We start from the raw sequence: 16,878 nt of genomic DNA, 5'->3' as shown, positions 1-16,878 counted from the left end.
GTAGGCGTTTTACGGAGGTACACGAATGAAGCAACATCTGGCGAAATCCCTGTTGATGGCTGGCGCGATGATCGCGTCGTACCCGGTGCTCGCGCAGCAGTCCCAGCCCATCCAGTCGATGCAGCCAATGCCGGCCGCTCAATCGACGCAGCCGACGCAGCCGATGCAGCCGATGCAATCCACCACATCCGCCCAGTCCACGCCATCGATCCAGTCCGCGCCCTCCGCACAGGCGATGCCGCCCGGTCAGCCGATGCAGACCATGCCCGCGGCAACGACCTCGGCGCAAGCAGGCGCACCGGTCGCCGGCGATCCGTACGCGCAGGCTGCGGCCCCGGTCGCGCAGCCGGGCATGGCGCCCGCCATCGATCCGGCCAGCATGAGCCTGCCGCCCGATGCGCTCGGCACGCGCCTGGGCCAGCGCAGTCCTTTCCTCGACGGCGCCTGATCGTCGACGGTAATTTCAATCCTGCCGGATGCCGACGCTCGGCCATTGAGAGCACGAGCGGCGTCCGGCGTCGCGGACCGCGAACTGCAGAGAATGCGGATTCGATTGTGGGGAGTGGTCCCGCCGACAGGAATCTCCTGTCCTTTCAAATCAATGGGTTATATCGACTTGGCGTGATGATGGCGTGAAGACTGAGAGGGTCAATCGACACCCGGCTCCCGGCTGAAGTGCTCGCACCCCAGCTTCATCGGGCACAACTCATTGATCGGACAGTCGTATTTCAGGTACCAGACTCGGTAGGCGTACTCGGTATAGATGCGCGGCTTCGAGCACCGATAGCACGGGTTCTTCCCAATCTTGTAAATCGGCTGCTCAGGGAACTGGAAGTCATGGTCGTACGGCATACAGATACTGTACAAAATAACAGTGCCCGTGGCTTCTACCTATTGGTGGCGGCGCTCACCTTGGCCAGGCCTCCACGGTCTTGCGATGTCGCGCGGCGCAGTCGCCAAGCGAAGCCAGCACCACGGTTATCCACTCCTGCCACACGTCATAGCTCGCCACCGTCGGCGCGTCCGGCACCACGCAGTCTGCGGCGAGTGCGCTATCGAGCGGCAGCGGCTCGCTTGGCAGCGTCGACGGCGTCGGACAGCTTGCGCACCCGGAAATCGTCAGGGCGGCAATCAGCAGGCAAAGGCTTCGCATTCTTCAGTTCCTTCCGGATGGCGCTGGCCGCGGCGCCCAGCTCGGTGGTGATGCCGCGGTACTCGTCGGCCCGGGCACGGATGTCAGCGCCGGCGGCCCTCAGATCGCCGAGCGCCTGATTCGCCGTCGCTAGGTCGGCCTGCGCGCGAGCCGCAGTCAGCTCGGCCAGCTCCGCATCCTTGCGCCAGCCGTTCACCGTCCAGCCGGCTAGGAATGCGATCGCAAGCGCGCCGGCCCCAATTGCGATCCTCACCCAAGGCATAGCGCCCTCTCCTGCTCCCGACGGTTCACCAGCCCCGGCAGCTTCACGCCCTTCGCATAGACCCAACGCGGCAATTCATTGCACGCGCCCACGTAGTCGCCGGCATTGAGCTTGCGCACCAGCGTAGAGCCACAGAAGTTGCCGCGACCGACGTTGTAGGTGAACGACACAAGCGCGGTGCGCTGGCCATCCGTCAGCGGCACGCGCACGCATGCATCGACATCAACGTTCGCCGTCAGCAGATCGCGCGCGAGAAGGTTGTCGCATTGCTCGCTTGTGTAGACCTGGCCGAGGCGAACGCCCTTCGTGGTCCCAAAGCAGGCGGTCGGGATGCCCACCGGATCGAGGTAGGCGCGCTGGCGCAGACCCTCGAATGCAGCTACCAGTGGAACCGCCGCCGCGATGCCGGCAGCAATCAGGCGTGTACGCAGGTCAGAGTTCATGGCTGCCCCCAAGCGCCCGCATGCGTGCCGCGTGCTCCTCCACTTCTCTCCTGTCCTTGCGCCGGATGTACCAGGCGTTAAAGCCAAAGGTGAGAAGCGCCGTAATGATGCCGACGATGATTCCGATGTCGGTCAGCGTCAGAGATGCGCCGATCGAAACGACCGATCCGGCGTAGCCGGTTGCTTCAACGGGAGTAGGCAGCCGCATGTAGACCCCGAAAAGAAAAAGCCCGCTCTTTGGCGGGCGTTGAATGAATCGTATTGACACATAGGGCCAATGGCCCTAGCATGGAGTCATAGGGAAGCGCATTTCGCGCGGCCCGCACCTCCGAAAGGAATGAACCATGCTCCGCTATGCCTATCTCCTATTCCCCTCCCTCACCGGCGCAACTGGCAGCTCTCAAGCAGGAACTCGGCATGTCCAGCGCCCAGATGGCCGATCTATTCGGCGTGTCGGACGGGCGGCAATGGCGAAAGTATTCTGGTGGCGAGCGGGAGATCAGTATGCAGATGCTGTTTTTCGGCATAGCCAGGCTCGAGCTGGACGAACAAACGATCGCGCGACTCTTCAATCGGATGCGGGCTCTCGGCGCATCGCTGTCCGAGGAAACCAAGTCGTGAAGGGTGCAATTGCGAGCCTTGCTGGTGCGTTCGTTGTCGCGTGTAGCGGATGCGGAGGTGGCGGCGGTGATGAGGCGCCAGCGCAGCCTGTGGCGACCGCGCCTGTAGAAGCCCCTCTCTCGGTCTACTTGCTGCTCGGCCAGAGCAACATGGTCGGTATGCGGTCAAAGGTGGAGGAATTGCCCGCGCACTTGACAGTCCCTCAGACCGATGCGCTCTATTTCAAGGGGGGCGCATGGGTAACGCTGCAGCCTGGCGTCGCCGAGCCACCGGGCATCGGGCCGGAACTGTCCTTCGCCAATCGCATGACGAGCCACGGCAAGATTGGCATCATCAAGGTCGCGGAAGGCAACACGACGCTCTATACGCAGTGGAATCCAGCGATACCTGGCGCCCTGTATTCCAAGACCATTGCCGCCGTTGCTGACGCGGCAAAGACCAGGCCTATCAAGGTCGCAGGCGTCCTCTGGATGCAGGGAGAGAGCGACGGAGCAACGCAGGTGATGGCCGACTCTTACGCCGCAAACTTCGTCGCGCTCGTCGCAGCACTGCGTCGCGACCTGAATACGCCTGATCTGCCCGTCACGGCATGCCGTGAAACGGCCCCGGCTGACCAGTTCCCATACACCGATGTTGTCCGTGCCGCCCAGGCATCTGCGCCGATCGTCAAGTACCGATGGTTCGACTGTGATGGCCTGAGCAAGGGCGCGGACAATCTGCACTACGATACGGCCGGGCAGGTAAAGCTGGGGGAACTGTTCGCCGACGCCATAACGTCGCTCACCGCGGCGCCTTAGACCGTATCCTCGGTGGGCCCCTCGGGCGGCACGAATTGACCGTCTACGTAGAGATAGCCGATATCGAAAAACGTACCGTCCTCCACGTGGACAATCGTTGTACCGTCCGGGGGCGTCCAAGCGTTCGGGTCGTCGATCACGACGATATTCTCAACGACCCCATCTCTTATCACCGCGTAGTTGGCCATTATGCGTACTCCCAGACGATCGCGATGCCGGCCGTGCCGGCACCGCCGGCTGAACCAGCACCCGAGTTGACGGTGTAACCGCCGGAGCCACCCGTTCCAAATCCGGACCCCGCAGTGCCGGACCCTTGCCCGAATACGCCGACGCCACCGGACCCAAAGGGCGATGCGGCGCCATATCCGGAGAGGCCATTCGTCCCCGTTCCGAACAGGACACCGCTTGTCCCCGGTTGGCCGGCATATCCGGCGATCAGGGTACCCGTCGGAGGATTGCTGCCCGCAGTGGAACTCTGCGCAATTGCTGGCGGCGTTACGGCTGCGCCGCTCTTTCCACCGTTTCCGCCCGGGGCGGTGGCCAGCGCACCGAAACTCGTTGTGCCCCCGTTTCCGCCGGAATTTGCCGCCGTACCCGCTGCGCCGGCAGCGCCGATGGTGACTGACGCACCGGCAAAGCCGCTGGTCAATCTTGCCTTTGCATATGCGCCCGCACCGCCGCCCTGTCCAGCACTTGCTTGCGTCGCGCTACACGTCGACGACCCACCACCACCTCCCCCCCCCCCAACCAACTCTACGACTATCGATGTCGTGCCAGGTGTGGGCGTGTACGTGCCACTCGAGGTGAAACGCTGAACGTTGAGAAGGCGACCGGCGGTAGCTTCCTTAAGATTCGCCAGAAGCGTGTCAGTGGTGCCGTCATCGATAGCATCCTGCCCGGACTGGTCGACGATAAACTGCGCAAGCACTGCGGCCATGATGCTCGACTGACGCCAAGCTTTGTTCAGTTGGGCTGACTGCGCGACGCCAGACTGGAATCCGGACAAGCGCTGCGCCAGCGCAGCCCAATCCGCCTGTGACATGACGTTCGCGGCAGCGCCGGTTGCGAAAGGAAGAAAGTCGCTCGTTGCCATTGATGGTTCCTACAGTGGTTTTCCCCAGACTCCGGTATCGAAGCCTGAAATCAGATCGTTCTGGACGTCGAAGCCGAACAGCGGCCCGTCGGTGGTTGACACGATTACGAGGTCGACGCGCACGCCCTCTGGCTTGAGCGGGATGTAGCCACCGGCGAGCAGCGCCAGAAAAACTGCAGACGGCGGCCGGCCAGACACACCGATCGTCATCGTCATGTTCTGGTTGTCTTGGATGAAGACGTGCGTGTCACCGTTGAAGATGGTGTTCAGGATGGCAACAGTCGACTCCATCGTCCCGTCCCAATGGTTCGCGCCGATCTTGGCGCGGATCACGAGCCGGTACGTGTCGTCGTCGAGGTCCGTCAGGCCGTTGTCCGGATCAAATGGCCCTTTCCACGCGCCCTGGTCGAAGCCGAGCCCGTCGATGTCGAAAGAGAAGTAGACGTCGGTCAGCGGCACGCTGACGTGCCGCGAGATGCCAACCCATAGCCCGATCGCATCGAGCTGCACGCCAACCGCTTGGTCAAGATCGAACTTGTTCGGCATGCTCCCGAGCACGTTCATCAGGTCGACCATCGGTTGCGCTAGAGCCGTGACCACCGCCATGAACTTCGGCCGATGGTTGTGCTCCGACGTGATGAGCCCCGTGTAGTCAGTCAGCTGCGCCATGTCAGGTCACGTTCAGAGTCACGCTGGCCGGCGTGCAGGACGCCGCCTCGTTGAACAGAAGCGCCACATCGGGGTTGCCGTCGCCACGCGGGCCGGTCATCGTCAGTCCGGTCAGCTTGAAGGTCATGCCTCCACCAACACCGTTTGCCGCGGTGATGGCGTCGCCCCACTCCACACTGCCCGACGTGCCGCCTCCGATCCGCACTGAGTTGATGTAGTCGGACACCGCCTTCTGGATTGCCGCGCCGGTCTGGCTGGAATACCCGGGCAACGCCTTCAGGCTCACCGTGACCGTGATCGGCGCATCAGTCGGCCGGAAGAACTTGATTGTGATCGGACGCCCGTAGACATCCGTGACCGGGATCGCCGTCGTGCCGTAGGTGCCTGAGCCTGGCGTCTTCTTGACCGCGATGGCATTGGCGATCGCCGTGGCGTCGCCTCCCTCAACCACCAGCGAGATCGAATGCGACGGGATGCCGTTGGTGTCCGTGGCGCTGGTGTCGTTCTCGTAGGCGACCAGGCGGGTAACCGCCGGAATGTTGGCCACCGCGCCGATGATTCCGTCCAGCACAGTCCGAGACGGCAGCGCCGTCGAAACGGTTTGCCGCTGGCGCAGCGCTGCATCCGACTCGACGGGAGCCCCCTCGGCAGCCGGCGCTGGGTTCGTCACCGTCTGCCAGCCGCGCGTCGGCGTGCCGATCTGGTTGATCGCCCCGGCGGCCGCCGACACTGCGCCAATGGTGGTGCAGGTCGCCGTAACCGTGATCTCGCCAGATGGAGGGATGACGACGCTTGCAGGCAATGCCCACTGGTTGCCGTCCGCATCCTTGGCGATGCCGTTGGTGATCGTCGTGCCTGCCTGTCCCACGATCAGCAGATCGGCAGTCGAGAACGACGGCGCTTTACGGGCGATCCCGTTGATCTTGACGTTGTTCGACAGGGCAGCACCCTGCGCCGTCGCCGGGCTGAACGAGTTGTAGATGGCAATCGCCACCGAGTTGGCGTCGCTGATCGCCTTGGCGAATACCCCCAACAGCTGGCCATCCTGGCTATCGGCCTCCAGGTACACGTCGGGCCCATAGATGGCCCGGTACTGATCCTTCAGGTATTCCAGCACTTCGGCATAGGTCGGCGCCGTGATGCCGTTCGCGTCGATGGTCGGTGCGGTCGTCGTGATTGCCATTACAGCGTCGCCTGCACCGTGGTGGTGCCGTAGATGGTGTTGATCGTTGCTGACACGCTCAGGTGCCGTGTCTCGGCGTCAAACGAGCTTGAGTAGTCGGCCAACTCCCGCACCCCTTGCGTCCCGAGGATCCGTTGCCGAATCGCGGCGTCATAGGAAGCGGCGGTGTATTTGCCGAGCACCTCAGTTGCCCACGGCGTGCCCTCGGTCGTGTCGAGAAACCACTCGCCACGAAGCAGCCGCAGTCGCGTCATCACCGCTTGGCCTACGGCGTCCGGGCTGTCCTTGTAGAAGTCGGCCTGCCCCCCGTCGAAGACGTAATCGCCGTCGGCGTCCAATTTGCGATACCGCATGTCATCCGCCCTTTACCGTGCTCGTCAGGTGAGTGTCCCCCATCTGCTGATTCGGGGCTCCGGTCACGCTGCCGGTTTCGTTGTGCGTGTGCTGGTTGAACAGGGATTGAAATGCGGAAGTCACGAAGGACAACAGAGATTGCCCCGACGCGCCGAGACTGATGCTCGGAGCGGTCACGCGCGCCGAAGCGCTGGAGGTGACGTTCACCGGCGCCGTCGTCTTGATGTTGATCGCATGGGTGGCGCCATTCACTTCGACAAAAGCACTGCCATCGTCGGTTCGCAGTTGAGCCGCTGTAGTGCTCACGCCTTGCAGCGCCCGCGGCTTCGACCGGAAGCCCAGGAACACGAAACCGTCCGATAGGTCGTGCATCCGAATCTCGGCCTGCTCCTGGACGCCGCCCGATTGCCACCATGCGTCGATACAACGGCTGGCGAACACAACCAGGCATTCGTCGCCCGGCTTGACCGGGAAAGTCAACGTACAATTCCCGCCAGACGGAAACTGCACCGGGCAATCGACCAGCAGAGGCAGCGCTACGCTTTCGATCGTGCCGTCGAGCTTGCGCACCGGGATCTTGATCGTCGGCTGGACCTCGCACGTCAGAGCGACGGCATCGAACGACTGGATAATCCCCGGCAGCGCCGTCCAAATGCCCGCGCGCAGTCCGTCGAACGCCTCCCGAAGCGCAACCTCGGGATCGTCAACCCGCTCTCGTCTATCCATGGTGTTCGCTATGAAGAAGCTGGTACTAATCGCAGCCCTGGCAGCCACCTCCGCCGCGTACGCGGAGGACGCTCTGGTCTATCCCTTCAACGGGATGAAAGTTGGCGAGACGGTCGACAACCCGTTCCCGACGGTCCTGTACCTGAAGAAGAAGTGCGACCTGCCCTTGGTCAATGCCAAGGACATGCGCGCGTACGCTTCCTACCGCGGCGTATGGGACGTTGGATGCTGGGGACAAACCATTGACGGTCAGGCGCTCATCATCGTGCCCAACCTCCCGCCAAACTCCATGCCGCTGTCCGTTCTTGCAAAGGCCGACGTCCAGAGGGACGGCAGGACCATGACCATCAAGGCCCTCCCGACGTACGGGCGCTAGCCGTACTTCTTGATGACGGCGACATTCTCCGGCGGCACCGTCGCACGGTCCTTGAAGCTGTCCGGCAAGACGGTCACATCCGCCGCCAGGCAGATCACCTCCGTGTAGAAGTCGTTCCCTCGAGTGTCGCCGTAGTGCTCCGCGATCATGACGTAGTAGTACCCGTCGTCCTGTAGCTTCGCCTGTTCTTCGATCCGCTGGTTCTGCGCCTGCTGGCTGACGGACAGGCTGTACTCGTATCGCTGGACGCTGGCATTGTCGATCTGGATCAGACGCCCGATCTTGACGCTGGGGTTCAGCAGCATCTTGATCGTGATGCCGTTCTGGGTCTGCTCGGGCAGGCCGACCATCCCGGTCTCCGACGTGATCACCGGGATTTCCCCTGGCATGTAGGCCGTCTCTGGGACCAGGATGACCTTGCCATCCTGGATGCTCCACACAGTCTGCGTCGTCTTCGCCGTCCACCGCATGAAGTCCCGCGCCATGCCGAACATGACCTTCCCGCGCGGCAGCGGGTTCTTCGGGAGCTCCGGCAGATAGCCCTGTGTCACCCCGTACGGGTTCATGGCGGTGCAGGCCGCAGCAACATGATCCGCTGGCGTCGAACCAGCAGCCAGCGTCGTGTTGACCACGGCGAAGTTGTAGGCCGAGTCGCCATCCGCCGCAGTGATATCCAGATAGGTGTCGGTCTGGCTTTCCCGGCCTCGCCGCACCTGCTTGACGGTGCCATCGAAGATGATCCCGTAGTTACCCTGATAGCCAGCCTGCAGCACTACTCGGGAAAACTCCCGCTCGACTCGCTGGGCTGTCTGCTGCGATACGTTGTAGACGCGGATGCGAGCCGAGTTCGGCGTCTGCAGGTCGCCGCGGCGGACGTCGAAGCGAAAGCGCAGCTCCGACAGGTCGAGCGCGGCGCCGCTGTCCTGTCCGATGATCAGCGAGACCTTGCGGCCGAATTGCGGCGTGCTCATTCGTCCGTCACCCAGAAGAGATGCGACCCGATCCCAAGATCCTCATACGTCGGCACGTTGTCCGGGTCGTCAGCGCCCTGAACCCATAGCCGGCCGGCGAACCCAAGGTGCCGGTACTGACCAAGCAGGTCAATGCCGGTCACCAGTGGGATGCCGGTGACCAGCGGAGCGTTGTTGGCATCCGCGATGTCGAGAATCCAACCCGCGCCGCCCGCCTTGCGATACTGCACCGTCAGCCGGTAATCCACGCCACTGAGCGTGATCGTGAACCGCTGCGGCTCCGGCGAAAGCGGGATCTCAAAGTAGTTCATGGATTGCCCCACTGCACCGGCGGTACAGACCCGCCCGGCGCAGGTGTTGCCGGCGCAGCCGCCTTGACGCCGGTGTTCTGCGTCTCAGCGGTGGCGGCCGGGTCTGCCTGGTTATCCCGAGGCGGCAACGTGGTCGCCTGCGTATTGACGATGCGTAGCTGCTTCAGTGTCGCCGTGACCGATAGCGCCGCTCCGGTCTTCTGGTCCTTCAGCACCGACAGCGACTTGAACAGCATGCTGTCGTACTTGCGCAGCGACGTCACGACGTCGAACGGCTCCCGAAGCTCTTGCAGGGCAAGAAGCTGGGAGTAGACCGTGCTGATGTAGTCAGCAGTCGGCAGGCTGCCACCGAGGAAAATCGCCTCCAGCGTGCCAGCCAGCGCCATCAGGTCCGAATTGCTCCAGCCGCACTTGATCACGACCTCAGGCTGCCGTTTGAAGGCGTGATCCGTGATCTCCGCCCCCTTCTCCACCGGGTGCTCGGTGATCTGGAGGTCGTCTTGGTAGGCTTCCTCGATCGTGACCGGCACCCGGATGTCGCCGATCATCTTTGGCGACAGGAAGGAGATGATGTCCAGCATTACGAGACTGCTCCTTGCAGATTGCGCACCAGGTCGCCGTTAAGCCGGCCCTGTTCGCGCGAAACTTCTCGACCTGCCGCAGCAGCATCGTTGACGCCGTACACGTTGATCTCGGTTCGCTGCTCGAGCTGCACGCTGTTGCCGCCTGGCGCGCGTTGCGCGTACACCGTCGGCGTCGCCGTCATAGCTGCCCGGGTATTGCGCAGCGCCTGCTCCAGTTGCTCAACCGAGATAGACGCGCGGTTGTTGCCGACGCCATCGTAGAAGCTCTTGCCGGTCGTCGGATCGGCCACGCTCGCCCATTCCCGGGCAGCGGCCTGCATGGCCGCCACGATGTTGTCGCTGGCGCCGGTCAGGTAGTCTTTGATGGCCGATCGCTTCGTGCCGACCAGGTACTCACTGAAGATTCGGTCTTGCAGGCCTCGATCGAACTTCTCGGTACCGGTGAGACCCAGCTTCTTGACCGCATCGGCCAGGGTCGTCTTGATGATCTGGTAGCGGCCCGCAGCGTTGAACTGGCCTTCCTGCTGGGCCCGCATGACCTCGGAGACAGTCATGCCCTCGAGGTTTTCGGTCCCTGCCTTGTAGCCACCCTTCGCGCCGCGATTGACGCTGTTGTAATCGCCCTCGCCCCTCGCAATCAGCTTGCCGAATGGGGTATCGGCGAGGGTGCCCGGGCGACGAGAGGGATCGCTGCTGCCGCCTTCTTGGCCAGCCGCCGCTCGGCGCCGGGCAAGTTCTTCTTCCTCGCCCTTGTTCAGGCCGCCGCTGTAGAACAGCAGCGCTGCAGCGCGACCGGCCTTGGCCAGCCACGGCAGGAACCGCGACAGAATGCCGGCCGTCGCACCAGCGCCCGCGGCGCCCCCCGCTCCAGCGGCAGCTCCACCAGCGGCCGCAGCGGCGCCCCCCGCTCCAGCGGCAGCTCCACCAGCGGCCGCAGCGGCGGCCGCTGCGTTCGCAGCACCGAGCGCTCGCACGGCCGCGACCATCTTCCAGATGCCGGAGATGATCTGGAAGCCGCCCAGCACCTTAAACGCGCCGATCAGCAGCAGGATCTGCGTCGACCAGCCGTTGGTTGCCTTGTCGAGCTCGATAAACTTGTCGATCACCCAAGCCAGCGGCGGCCCCATGGCCTCGGCCGCGCGCAGCACGGCGCTTGCGATAGTGGCCACCCGGTCTGCGATCAAGGGCGAGTTCTGGTCGAACCACCGCTTGAACCGCTCCAGTTGTGGCCCGACCTTGCCCAGCAGCGACGCCTGGACCTTGATGGCGAAGTTCTCGAACGTCGTGCCGAGATCGCGCAGAGCGATCATGAAGGCATGCGAGTCCTTCGTGGCCTTGTCAAGGCCGTTGTTCCGGGACATGTCCCGGTACTGCTGCATGAACTTGGCGAACTCGCCATCGCGCATCGCCAACAGCAGGTTCTCGTCGATGCCGAGGATGCTGCCGTACTGGTTGGCGAGCCAGAAGTCCTTCTTCCCCAACTCCTTGCCGAGGTCGGCCAGGATGTCAACGGTATCGCGCAGCTCGCCGTTGGCGTTGCGCGTCTGGACGCCGATCGTGCCCAGATACCCCTCGCCGGCGGGGTTGTTGCGCAAGAACTTCGCCAGGTTCTCGACGGTTCCAAAGGCCGCTTCGGACGAGACGCCGAGGTTCCGCGCGGCGTACTCGAACGCCTTGAGGCTCGTCGCCGCGGCGCCGGTCCGCTTGGAGACGAAGTACAGGCCCTCCAGCTTCGACGCGAAGGCCGAGACGCCTGCGCCGATCGACAGAGCAGCGCCCTGGATGGTGCTAACCAAGCGGACGACGCCCTTCGTGGCCTGCTCGACGCCGGCATTGAAGTTCTTCAGCCCCTTCTCGTCGACCTTGAACCCGAGAGCCACCAAAAATTCTCGGATGACAGCGCTATCGGCCATTGTTCTGTTCCAGCATGCGGCGCGCAGCCGCGAGGTTGTCGCCCCGAACCGCGATGGCGTCGTTCATCAGGGCGACGTCCTCCAGGCCCAGCGTGCCGTCGATCAGCGATTCGTACTTGCACCAGCCCTCGGCAACCGGCGCCAGAAGCCAATCCTCGCCGCCCGGGAGAGTCCTCAGCCAGCTTGTGTCGCCTCCGGCCCGCTCTGCTGGCTGGTAAGCAGGCCTTGAATAAAAGGCCCGAGGTTGGCCGTGATGACCTGCACCGCCAAGGGAAGGATGGTCGCCAGGTCCATGTCATCGAACATGAGCGCGCCATTCCAGACCCGAGCCCAGCCGGTCGGCTGCCTGCGCTGCACGACCGACAGGCACGCTCCGATGACGTACTCGGCGTCCTCGTCCTTGAGGGCGGCCAGGCCGTCGGCCAGCGGCTGCAGCGCCACGGCCATCCCTTCCAGATCCTCGGTCGGTGCCTTCCCGCTTTCGCGGAACCGCACGAACACCGGGATCAGGGCCGGAATGATCGGCGCGATGCGGCGCGATACGTGGAACTGCTGCATCGCGCTCATCCGGCCGAGCGAGTACCGATTCCCGCCGAGTTCGATTTCGGTCGACATGGTCAGTAGGTCCCGAGCATTTCTTCGATACGGCCGGCGTCGAACACCCATTCGACGATGCCGCCTTCGGTGGCGTAGTTCAGGTCCGGCACCTTCTTGAAGGCGCATTGGATGCCGGTGGCGATGTCGCCTGCGACCGACTGCGTGACCGTGATGACGTTCTTGCCCCACAGTCGGCTGTCGATCTTCTGGGCGTTGTACAGCGCCATCAGCGTCCGGTTGACCGGGGAGGTCTTCAGATACCGAAGCGTGATCTGGCCCGAGTTATCAGCGCGCAGGCTATGCATCACGCTGCCGTCCGATCCCACCGTCATGGTGTTCTTGTCGTTCGCGGTAGCGATGGTGATGCCTTCCTCGGCAGTGGCCTCGCCATAGCCGAGCTGGAAGGCCCCGCCCGGGCCAACGAGCGACGCCTGTACGTCGATGAACGAATACGTTCCGGACATGATTTCCCCTATCAGCGGTTCACGTTGACCAGGATGTCAACGGTGTGAATGGCGCCGGCCTCCTTGGCCGCGACCTGGAACGACACCGACTTGCGCGCCTCGCGGTCGGCCTGCGACTGCAGCGCGATCGGCGGCGCGTAGACGTAGTAGCCCTTGGCCAGCGTGTCGCCTTGGCGCAGCGCACCGAAGCCGCCGGAGTTCCAGACGCCCGGAGCCAGATAGCCGTTGTTCACCGCCGCATCGCATGCCGCCTCGATCGTTGCCGCGATCAGGGCATTACCCGCGTCCGTCTGCGGGATCTTGGTCGGCGACTGGTACAGCAGGTTGTACACATCGGTCTGAATTCGGTTCTGGAACCAGATCGAGTTGTAGACCGAGTCGATGAAGATGCCGCTCGGCGTGACGCCGTACTGGATGATCGCCGTGTCGTTGCTGTACTCGACGAATACGTTGCCGTTCTTCGCCTGGATGGCGTCGGCCTGGCTGCTGGTCAGGGTCTCCGGAACGATGCCGGGCTCCTGCTTGTACATCAGCGTGATCGTCGAGTTGTTCGCGTTGAAGTCCGTCGTCAGCAGCCGGCCGAGCATCGACGCCGCGGCATACGGATTGCTGCTCGAGTACTGCGAGAACGAGTACTTGTAGCCCTTGGCCTTGAAGCGGGACAGCAGATCAGTGGTGCTGGTCGGATCAAGCGCCAGCGGCTCCTGGCTCGTCGCACCGTACAGATGGCGCTGATCGGCCTCGACGAGGTCTGCCACCGCCTCGTGCTGGTCGTTCGTCAGACCCGTATCCGCGAACATCAGGCCAAGGAACTTGTTGGAGAAGCGGTTCAGGAACAGCGCCACCGCGGCGTCCGGCGTCTCCGGACCGATGCCAGCGACCGGGACCGAAGCCACGCCGCTCGTCAGGCCAAGCATGGCCGAGATGTCGGTGCCGGTGCCCGGAGCCGTCGCGTAGCTCAGCGTCGAGGTAGTGCCAGTCGTGTCGGAGGTGACGACGAACTGCTGGCCAGTCCATACGATCGTGGCGCCGGTCAGAGCGGCCTGAATGGCGCTTGCGACGCCGTTCAGGTTGGTTTCGGCGGAGAAGTCCAGCGCGGTGAGCGACTTCTCGACGCCGTCCACACTGATCTTGAAGCCGCCATTGGTCACGGCATTCCAGGCCGCCATGTCCTGTTGCGCGGCGGACAGAACGCCACCACGGATCGAGCCCGAGGTTGCGCTCTTGGCCCAGCGGCCGAGATACAGCTGCGAAGGCTGCGGCGTCTGCTGGAAGTAGAGCACGGCCGCCTTGTACTCAGGCGCCGACGTGCCGAAATCCGAGGCAACCGCGTCGATCGTGCCGTAGGAGCGCATGCGCTCGTTGGTGTCGATCACGGCCGAGGCGCCCAGGAACAGCGCCGTGTTCAGGTTCGCACCCTGCGCCGCCAGCGGCGACATGTTGATGGTGACGTCGATCAGCCGCGACACCGGCAATCCGTTGGGCATGGTCATCCTCTACTGGTCGATATTGATGGTGCCGCTCATCGGCGGTACCGAGTCGGTCTCGGTCTTCACCTGGGCGGACATGAGGTTGAGGACCGGATAGGTCCGGGTGATCTTGCGGCGCAAAGCGACGGTGACGTCGTAGCGGCGGATCCACTGCTGATTGACAAAGTCGGGCGCTGCGCGAATTGTCCCGACCGACACAAACTTCATGTCGTTCAGGCCAAGCTGTTCGCTGTTCTGTGGGATGGCGAGGCCATCCACCAGGCGTTGGGCATATCCCTTCGCGCCGGGCCCGTAGAACGTGCAGAGCAATTCGATTTCCTGGTGGCGCTGGTAGACGTCGCTACCGTCTCCCGTCGGGTCGTGCTGGATCGCGGGGCCCGCGTCGTTTTCCTGCGCTGTGATACCCAGCGCGCACCAGTTCACCGACGGCTCGGGCTGTTTTGGCACAGTTGGCTGCCACCGCGGGCGCACCATCGTGGGTGGCAAGCCGGTGATGCCGGCCACCATTTCCTGCAGCAGGTCGTCGAGTGCATCGTCCTCGAGCGGCGGCGATGCGGCGACTGGCGCCAGGTAGCCACCGGTCGAGCTGTCGTTCATGGCTTACCCCGAGAGAGGCTTGATGTCACAGGTGGCGCAGACAAAGCCGCGCCCGAAGTGGCTGTAGTCGTTGACCTTCGCCACCGTGTACGTCCGGCCGCGCCAGACGATCTCGTCGGCGTCAGCGCCATCGCCGCCATCGCGCAGGCGAAACGGGGTATGGACGAGGATCGAGCCGACGATGCGACTTCCCTCGGCGATCCGCTCCAGGATGTCGCCCTGGTCGCTGGTCACCACGGCTGCGAACGGCGTGGCCGTGACGGTGTTGACGGCGCGCCCATGGCTGTCCACCGTCTGCGTCATCCGGTTGCACACCAGGCCGGTGTCCATGAAATCCGGGTCGAGCAGCACGTCGACGACGTCTAGTAGCGCCATGGTCTATTTCTTCCGTCTGATCACATAGGTGATCGAGTTCCTCAACTGACCTGTGTCGACCAGCGGCACCGTGCCAGTCCTTCCGCGGCGGAGACGATCAGCGATCGTGCTCGGCTTCAGGTCAGGCTTGATGCCGCTGTTGATCTTTGCCCGGACGCTGTTCTGTGCCTCCAGGCCAGCAGACGACAAGCGCCGCTCAACCGCTGCCGGGTCGCCTTCCAGCGCCGCCGTGGCCGCCTTCTCGAGTTGAGCGGTGGCCTTTGGAAGGGAATCAGATACACCGGGTACCAGAAACGGCCGGGCCGGCAGGTTGTTTGCCGGAGAGCCTGTCTCTTGGATGTAGCCGATAGCAGCGTTGCCGATCGGCGCGTCGTCCTTCCGCTCTGGCGCGCTGTCGGGGATGCCGACTAGCACCTGCTTTTGGACTAGTCCGTTGATCGACTGCAGGACATCCTTCAGCCGATCCACCTTGATGACGCCCATGGGGTTACCCCTTCTTGGCCGCCCTCAAAGCCATTTGCTTCGCCCGCTCTTCGGCTGACCACTTGCGTCCAGCGCGACGCTTGTTCGACTCGATTAGCGCTAAGCGCGTGCCTTCCGGGCACGGCCTGCCTTTGAGTGCCTCACTTATGGCGGCTCGATTCTCGGCAGAGAGGCTCCTTCCTCGGAGCGATGCTGCGTGAGCAGCGACATGCTCCGCGCTCTTTTTCCTGCCCTTCAGTGCCGCCGAGATGGCTGCCTTCGTTGCCTCGGAGCGCTTCCTGCCCGTGTGCAAGGCAATCAGCCGCTCGCGTTCACTGACACTTCGTGGGCCGCTTACACCTTCACCGCCTGGCGTCTTGTTAACCAGTGGGCCAATGGGATACCTACCCATCCAAGCTATCCACGCCATTTCCTCGGCAAATGCCTCTGCCTCAGTCAGATCCGTCTCGATCTTGATGCCGACGACCCGGCCGCCTTCGGCCTTGATCTTCCTGATTATGTTGGCCTTGTGGCTATTCCCGCGCTCATCATGCATATGGCTATGCATGCGGCGTCCACGGCCTTTGCCAACATAGAACGGCACGCTGGTTCCGGGGCGCAAGAGCATGTAGACATAGAAGTCCCGGCGCTCGTCGCGCATCGCAGATTCCGATGTCAAAGCTGAATACCTCCAGCACCAAATAGGCGCGCCAGCGTGAGATAACGGATCCCATAACTGGAGAGAGCCCAGAACCCAGCATCATCCAAGGTCGCCGCGCCCGTGTCGTAACTGGCGCTGACCTTGTCGACGGCTTTTGAAGAGAGCGGGCCGGTCATCTGGCCCGGAATGCCGCCTACCGCGGCGGCCTGCTCATCCCGAGCAGCCAAGACGAGGTGGTGAGCCGTACAGAGCTCGATGCCCTGATCGGTCAGGACGCCCCAGCGGCACGGATTGACGAGCGAGGCCGAGACCGTGAGCCAGAACTGGACGACGGAATCGGGGTACTTCGTTGTATCCGAGAACTCGGGGAAGTCCTCTCTGAACTGGGCAACGTCAACCACGGCTCACCTTACTTGGAGGTCTTCGCGGCCGGCTTGGCCTCGGCTTCCGCCTTGGCTTTCGCTTCCGCCTCTTCCTTGGCTTTCGCCTCGATAGCCTGCTCGCGCTCGGCGACGGCCTTCTCACGCTCTGCCACCTTGGCTTCGCGCTCGTCGATGGCCTTGGCTTTCGCCTCGAGTTCCGCCAGCAGCTCGTCGGCCGCCGCTTCGGTGTCGGCGCTTTGAGCGGACTCGCCGTCCAAATGCGCCTTCACGAACCAGTGCTCGGCGACGTCCTGGTCGACGGTGTGGTTGCCGACCGGGAAATCGTGCTGCTTGCCGTCCTTGCCCAGGAGCTTGAACGCCTTGGCCACGTGGATTTTAACCTTTGCCATGGCG

27 protein-coding genes are annotated in these 16,878 nt (G+C 63.5%); 4 read left to right on the top strand and 23 right to left on the bottom strand.

Features of this window, described 5'->3' with window-relative positions; translation table 11 throughout:
• Window positions 1–25 precede the first annotated feature (25 nt).
• A complete protein-coding gene (locus tag HTY53_RS15010) occupies window positions 26–448 on the top strand; it encodes a hypothetical protein (RefSeq protein WP_174107408.1) in 423 nt (140 codons plus the stop codon).
• 604 nt (window positions 449–1,052) lie between these two features.
• Here HTY53_RS15010 and HTY53_RS15005 read toward each other — a convergent pair.
• Genes HTY53_RS15005 through HTY53_RS14995 form a run of 3 tightly spaced genes read right to left on the bottom strand, consistent with a single transcriptional unit; the run spans window position 1,053 to window position 2,066 of the window.
• Complete coding sequence (locus tag HTY53_RS15005) at window positions 1,053–1,415, bottom strand: hypothetical protein (protein ID WP_174107407.1); 363 nt, start codon at window positions 1,413–1,415, stop codon at window positions 1,053–1,055.
• Complete coding sequence (locus HTY53_RS15000; protein WP_174107406.1) at window positions 1,403–1,858, bottom strand: lysozyme; 456 nt, start codon at window positions 1,856–1,858, stop codon at window positions 1,403–1,405. Before HTY53_RS15000 ends, HTY53_RS15005 begins: the two co-directional genes overlap by 13 nt.
• On the bottom strand, window positions 1,848–2,066 hold the full coding sequence (locus HTY53_RS14995) for an HP1 family phage holin (protein ID WP_174107405.1): 219 nt from the start codon (window positions 2,064–2,066) through the stop codon (window positions 1,848–1,850). Before HTY53_RS14995 ends, HTY53_RS15000 begins: the two co-directional genes overlap by 11 nt.
• A 209-nt stretch (window positions 2,067–2,275) precedes the next feature.
• Here HTY53_RS14995 and HTY53_RS14990 point away from each other — a divergent pair, with 209 nt between their 5' ends.
• The gene (locus HTY53_RS14990; protein ID WP_368041003.1) at window positions 2,276–2,479 is read left to right on the top strand and encodes an XRE family transcriptional regulator; all 204 of its coding nucleotides are present in this window, start codon (window positions 2,276–2,278) and stop codon (window positions 2,477–2,479) included.
• Complete coding sequence (locus tag HTY53_RS14985; RefSeq protein ID WP_174107404.1) at window positions 2,476–3,276, top strand: sialate O-acetylesterase; 801 nt, start codon at window positions 2,476–2,478, stop codon at window positions 3,274–3,276. Before HTY53_RS14990 ends, HTY53_RS14985 begins: the two co-directional genes overlap by 4 nt.
• Here HTY53_RS14985 and HTY53_RS14980 read toward each other — a convergent pair.
• Genes HTY53_RS14980 through HTY53_RS14955 form a run of 6 tightly spaced genes read right to left on the bottom strand, consistent with a single transcriptional unit; the run spans window position 3,273 to window position 7,301 of the window.
• Window positions 3,273–3,464 (bottom strand): hypothetical protein, encoded by a 192-nt coding sequence (locus HTY53_RS14980; RefSeq protein WP_174107403.1) that lies wholly within the window; start codon window positions 3,462–3,464, stop codon window positions 3,273–3,275. The genes HTY53_RS14985 and HTY53_RS14980 overlap by 4 nt on opposite strands.
• Window positions 3,464–4,369, bottom strand: a complete 906-nt coding sequence (locus HTY53_RS14975) for a hypothetical protein (protein ID WP_174107402.1) — start codon at window positions 4,367–4,369, stop codon at window positions 3,464–3,466. The genes HTY53_RS14980 and HTY53_RS14975 overlap by 1 nt, the downstream gene beginning before the upstream one ends.
• 9 nt (window positions 4,370–4,378) lie before the next feature.
• The gene (locus tag HTY53_RS14970; protein WP_174107401.1) at window positions 4,379–5,038 is read right to left on the bottom strand and encodes a DUF2612 domain-containing protein; all 660 of its coding nucleotides are present in this window, start codon (window positions 5,036–5,038) and stop codon (window positions 4,379–4,381) included.
• A gap of 1 nt (window position 5,039) precedes the next feature.
• Window positions 5,040–6,221, bottom strand: coding sequence for a baseplate J/gp47 family protein (locus HTY53_RS14965; RefSeq protein ID WP_174107400.1), 1,182 nt, complete (start codon window positions 6,219–6,221; stop codon window positions 5,040–5,042).
• Window positions 6,221–6,574: a hypothetical protein gene (locus HTY53_RS14960; RefSeq protein WP_174107399.1), complete on the bottom strand. Its 354-nt coding sequence runs from the start codon at window positions 6,572–6,574 to the stop codon at window positions 6,221–6,223. The genes HTY53_RS14965 and HTY53_RS14960 overlap by 1 nt, the downstream gene beginning before the upstream one ends.
• Window position 6,575: 1 nt before the next feature.
• The gene (locus tag HTY53_RS14955) at window positions 6,576–7,301 is read right to left on the bottom strand and encodes a Gp138 family membrane-puncturing spike protein (protein ID WP_174107398.1); all 726 of its coding nucleotides are present in this window, start codon (window positions 7,299–7,301) and stop codon (window positions 6,576–6,578) included.
• 10 nt (window positions 7,302–7,311) lie between these two features.
• On the opposite strand from HTY53_RS14955, the gene HTY53_RS14950 reads away from it, so the two are divergent.
• Window positions 7,312–7,677, top strand: a complete 366-nt coding sequence (locus tag HTY53_RS14950) for a hypothetical protein (RefSeq protein WP_174107397.1) — start codon at window positions 7,312–7,314, stop codon at window positions 7,675–7,677.
• Here the strand turns inward: HTY53_RS14950 and HTY53_RS14945 are convergent.
• Genes HTY53_RS14945 through HTY53_RS14885 form a run of 14 tightly spaced genes read right to left on the bottom strand, consistent with a single transcriptional unit; the run spans window position 7,674 to window position 16,874 of the window.
• Window positions 7,674–8,648 (bottom strand): phage protein, encoded by a 975-nt coding sequence (locus HTY53_RS14945; RefSeq protein WP_174107396.1) that lies wholly within the window; start codon window positions 8,646–8,648, stop codon window positions 7,674–7,676. The genes HTY53_RS14950 and HTY53_RS14945 overlap by 4 nt on opposite strands.
• Window positions 8,645–8,959 (bottom strand): phage baseplate plug family protein, encoded by a 315-nt coding sequence (locus HTY53_RS14940; protein ID WP_053824288.1) that lies wholly within the window; start codon window positions 8,957–8,959, stop codon window positions 8,645–8,647. The genes HTY53_RS14945 and HTY53_RS14940 overlap by 4 nt, the downstream gene beginning before the upstream one ends.
• Window positions 8,956–9,540: a phage baseplate protein gene (locus HTY53_RS14935; RefSeq protein ID WP_174107395.1), complete on the bottom strand. Its 585-nt coding sequence runs from the start codon at window positions 9,538–9,540 to the stop codon at window positions 8,956–8,958. The genes HTY53_RS14940 and HTY53_RS14935 overlap by 4 nt, the downstream gene beginning before the upstream one ends.
• Window positions 9,540–11,456: a mannosyl-glycoprotein endo-beta-N-acetylglucosamidase gene (locus HTY53_RS14930; RefSeq protein WP_174107394.1), complete on the bottom strand. Its 1,917-nt coding sequence runs from the start codon at window positions 11,454–11,456 to the stop codon at window positions 9,540–9,542. The genes HTY53_RS14935 and HTY53_RS14930 overlap by 1 nt, the downstream gene beginning before the upstream one ends.
• Window positions 11,446–11,601 carry a DUF6889 family protein gene (locus HTY53_RS25135; protein ID WP_438820966.1) on the bottom strand — a complete coding sequence of 52 codons (156 nt, stop codon included), beginning with the start codon at window positions 11,599–11,601 and terminating at the stop codon, window positions 11,446–11,448. The genes HTY53_RS14930 and HTY53_RS25135 overlap by 11 nt, the downstream gene beginning before the upstream one ends.
• 29 nt (window positions 11,602–11,630) lie before the next feature.
• A complete protein-coding gene (locus tag HTY53_RS14925; RefSeq protein WP_174107393.1) occupies window positions 11,631–12,071 on the bottom strand; it encodes a phage tail assembly chaperone in 441 nt (146 codons plus the stop codon).
• 2 nt (window positions 12,072–12,073) lie between these two features.
• Window positions 12,074–12,517 carry a phage structural protein gene (locus HTY53_RS14920; protein WP_174107392.1) on the bottom strand — a complete coding sequence of 148 codons (444 nt, stop codon included), beginning with the start codon at window positions 12,515–12,517 and terminating at the stop codon, window positions 12,074–12,076.
• A gap of 11 nt (window positions 12,518–12,528) precedes the next feature.
• On the bottom strand, window positions 12,529–14,004 hold the full coding sequence (locus HTY53_RS14915) for a DUF3383 domain-containing protein (protein ID WP_174107493.1): 1,476 nt from the start codon (window positions 14,002–14,004) through the stop codon (window positions 12,529–12,531).
• 9 nt (window positions 14,005–14,013) lie between these two features.
• Complete coding sequence (locus tag HTY53_RS14910) at window positions 14,014–14,604, bottom strand: phage neck terminator protein (protein WP_174107391.1); 591 nt, start codon at window positions 14,602–14,604, stop codon at window positions 14,014–14,016.
• A 3-nt stretch (window positions 14,605–14,607) separates the two neighbouring features.
• Window positions 14,608–14,979, bottom strand: coding sequence for a hypothetical protein (locus HTY53_RS14905; RefSeq protein ID WP_174107390.1), 372 nt, complete (start codon window positions 14,977–14,979; stop codon window positions 14,608–14,610).
• A gap of 3 nt (window positions 14,980–14,982) precedes the next feature.
• Window positions 14,983–15,462 (bottom strand): hypothetical protein, encoded by a 480-nt coding sequence (locus HTY53_RS14900; protein ID WP_174107389.1) that lies wholly within the window; start codon window positions 15,460–15,462, stop codon window positions 14,983–14,985.
• 4 nt (window positions 15,463–15,466) lie between these two features.
• Complete coding sequence (locus HTY53_RS14895) at window positions 15,467–16,102, bottom strand: LEM-3-like GIY-YIG domain-containing protein (RefSeq protein ID WP_174107388.1); 636 nt, start codon at window positions 16,100–16,102, stop codon at window positions 15,467–15,469.
• Window positions 16,103–16,116: 14 nt separating this feature from the next.
• Entirely contained in the window at window positions 16,117–16,503 is a 387-nt protein-coding gene (locus tag HTY53_RS14890; protein ID WP_174107387.1) for a DUF4054 domain-containing protein, read from the bottom strand.
• Window positions 16,504–16,511: 8 nt separating this feature from the next.
• Entirely contained in the window at window positions 16,512–16,874 is a 363-nt protein-coding gene (locus HTY53_RS14885) for an STY1053 family phage-associated protein (protein ID WP_217435628.1), read from the bottom strand.
• Window positions 16,875–16,878: the final 4 nt, after the last annotated feature.

The organism is Cupriavidus gilardii, assembly GCF_013314895.1.
Lineage (GTDB): Bacteria > Pseudomonadota > Gammaproteobacteria > Burkholderiales > Burkholderiaceae > Cupriavidus > Cupriavidus gilardii_C.
Note: the sequence above shows the minus strand (reverse complement) of the source record. Positions and strands in the feature narration are given on the sequence as shown.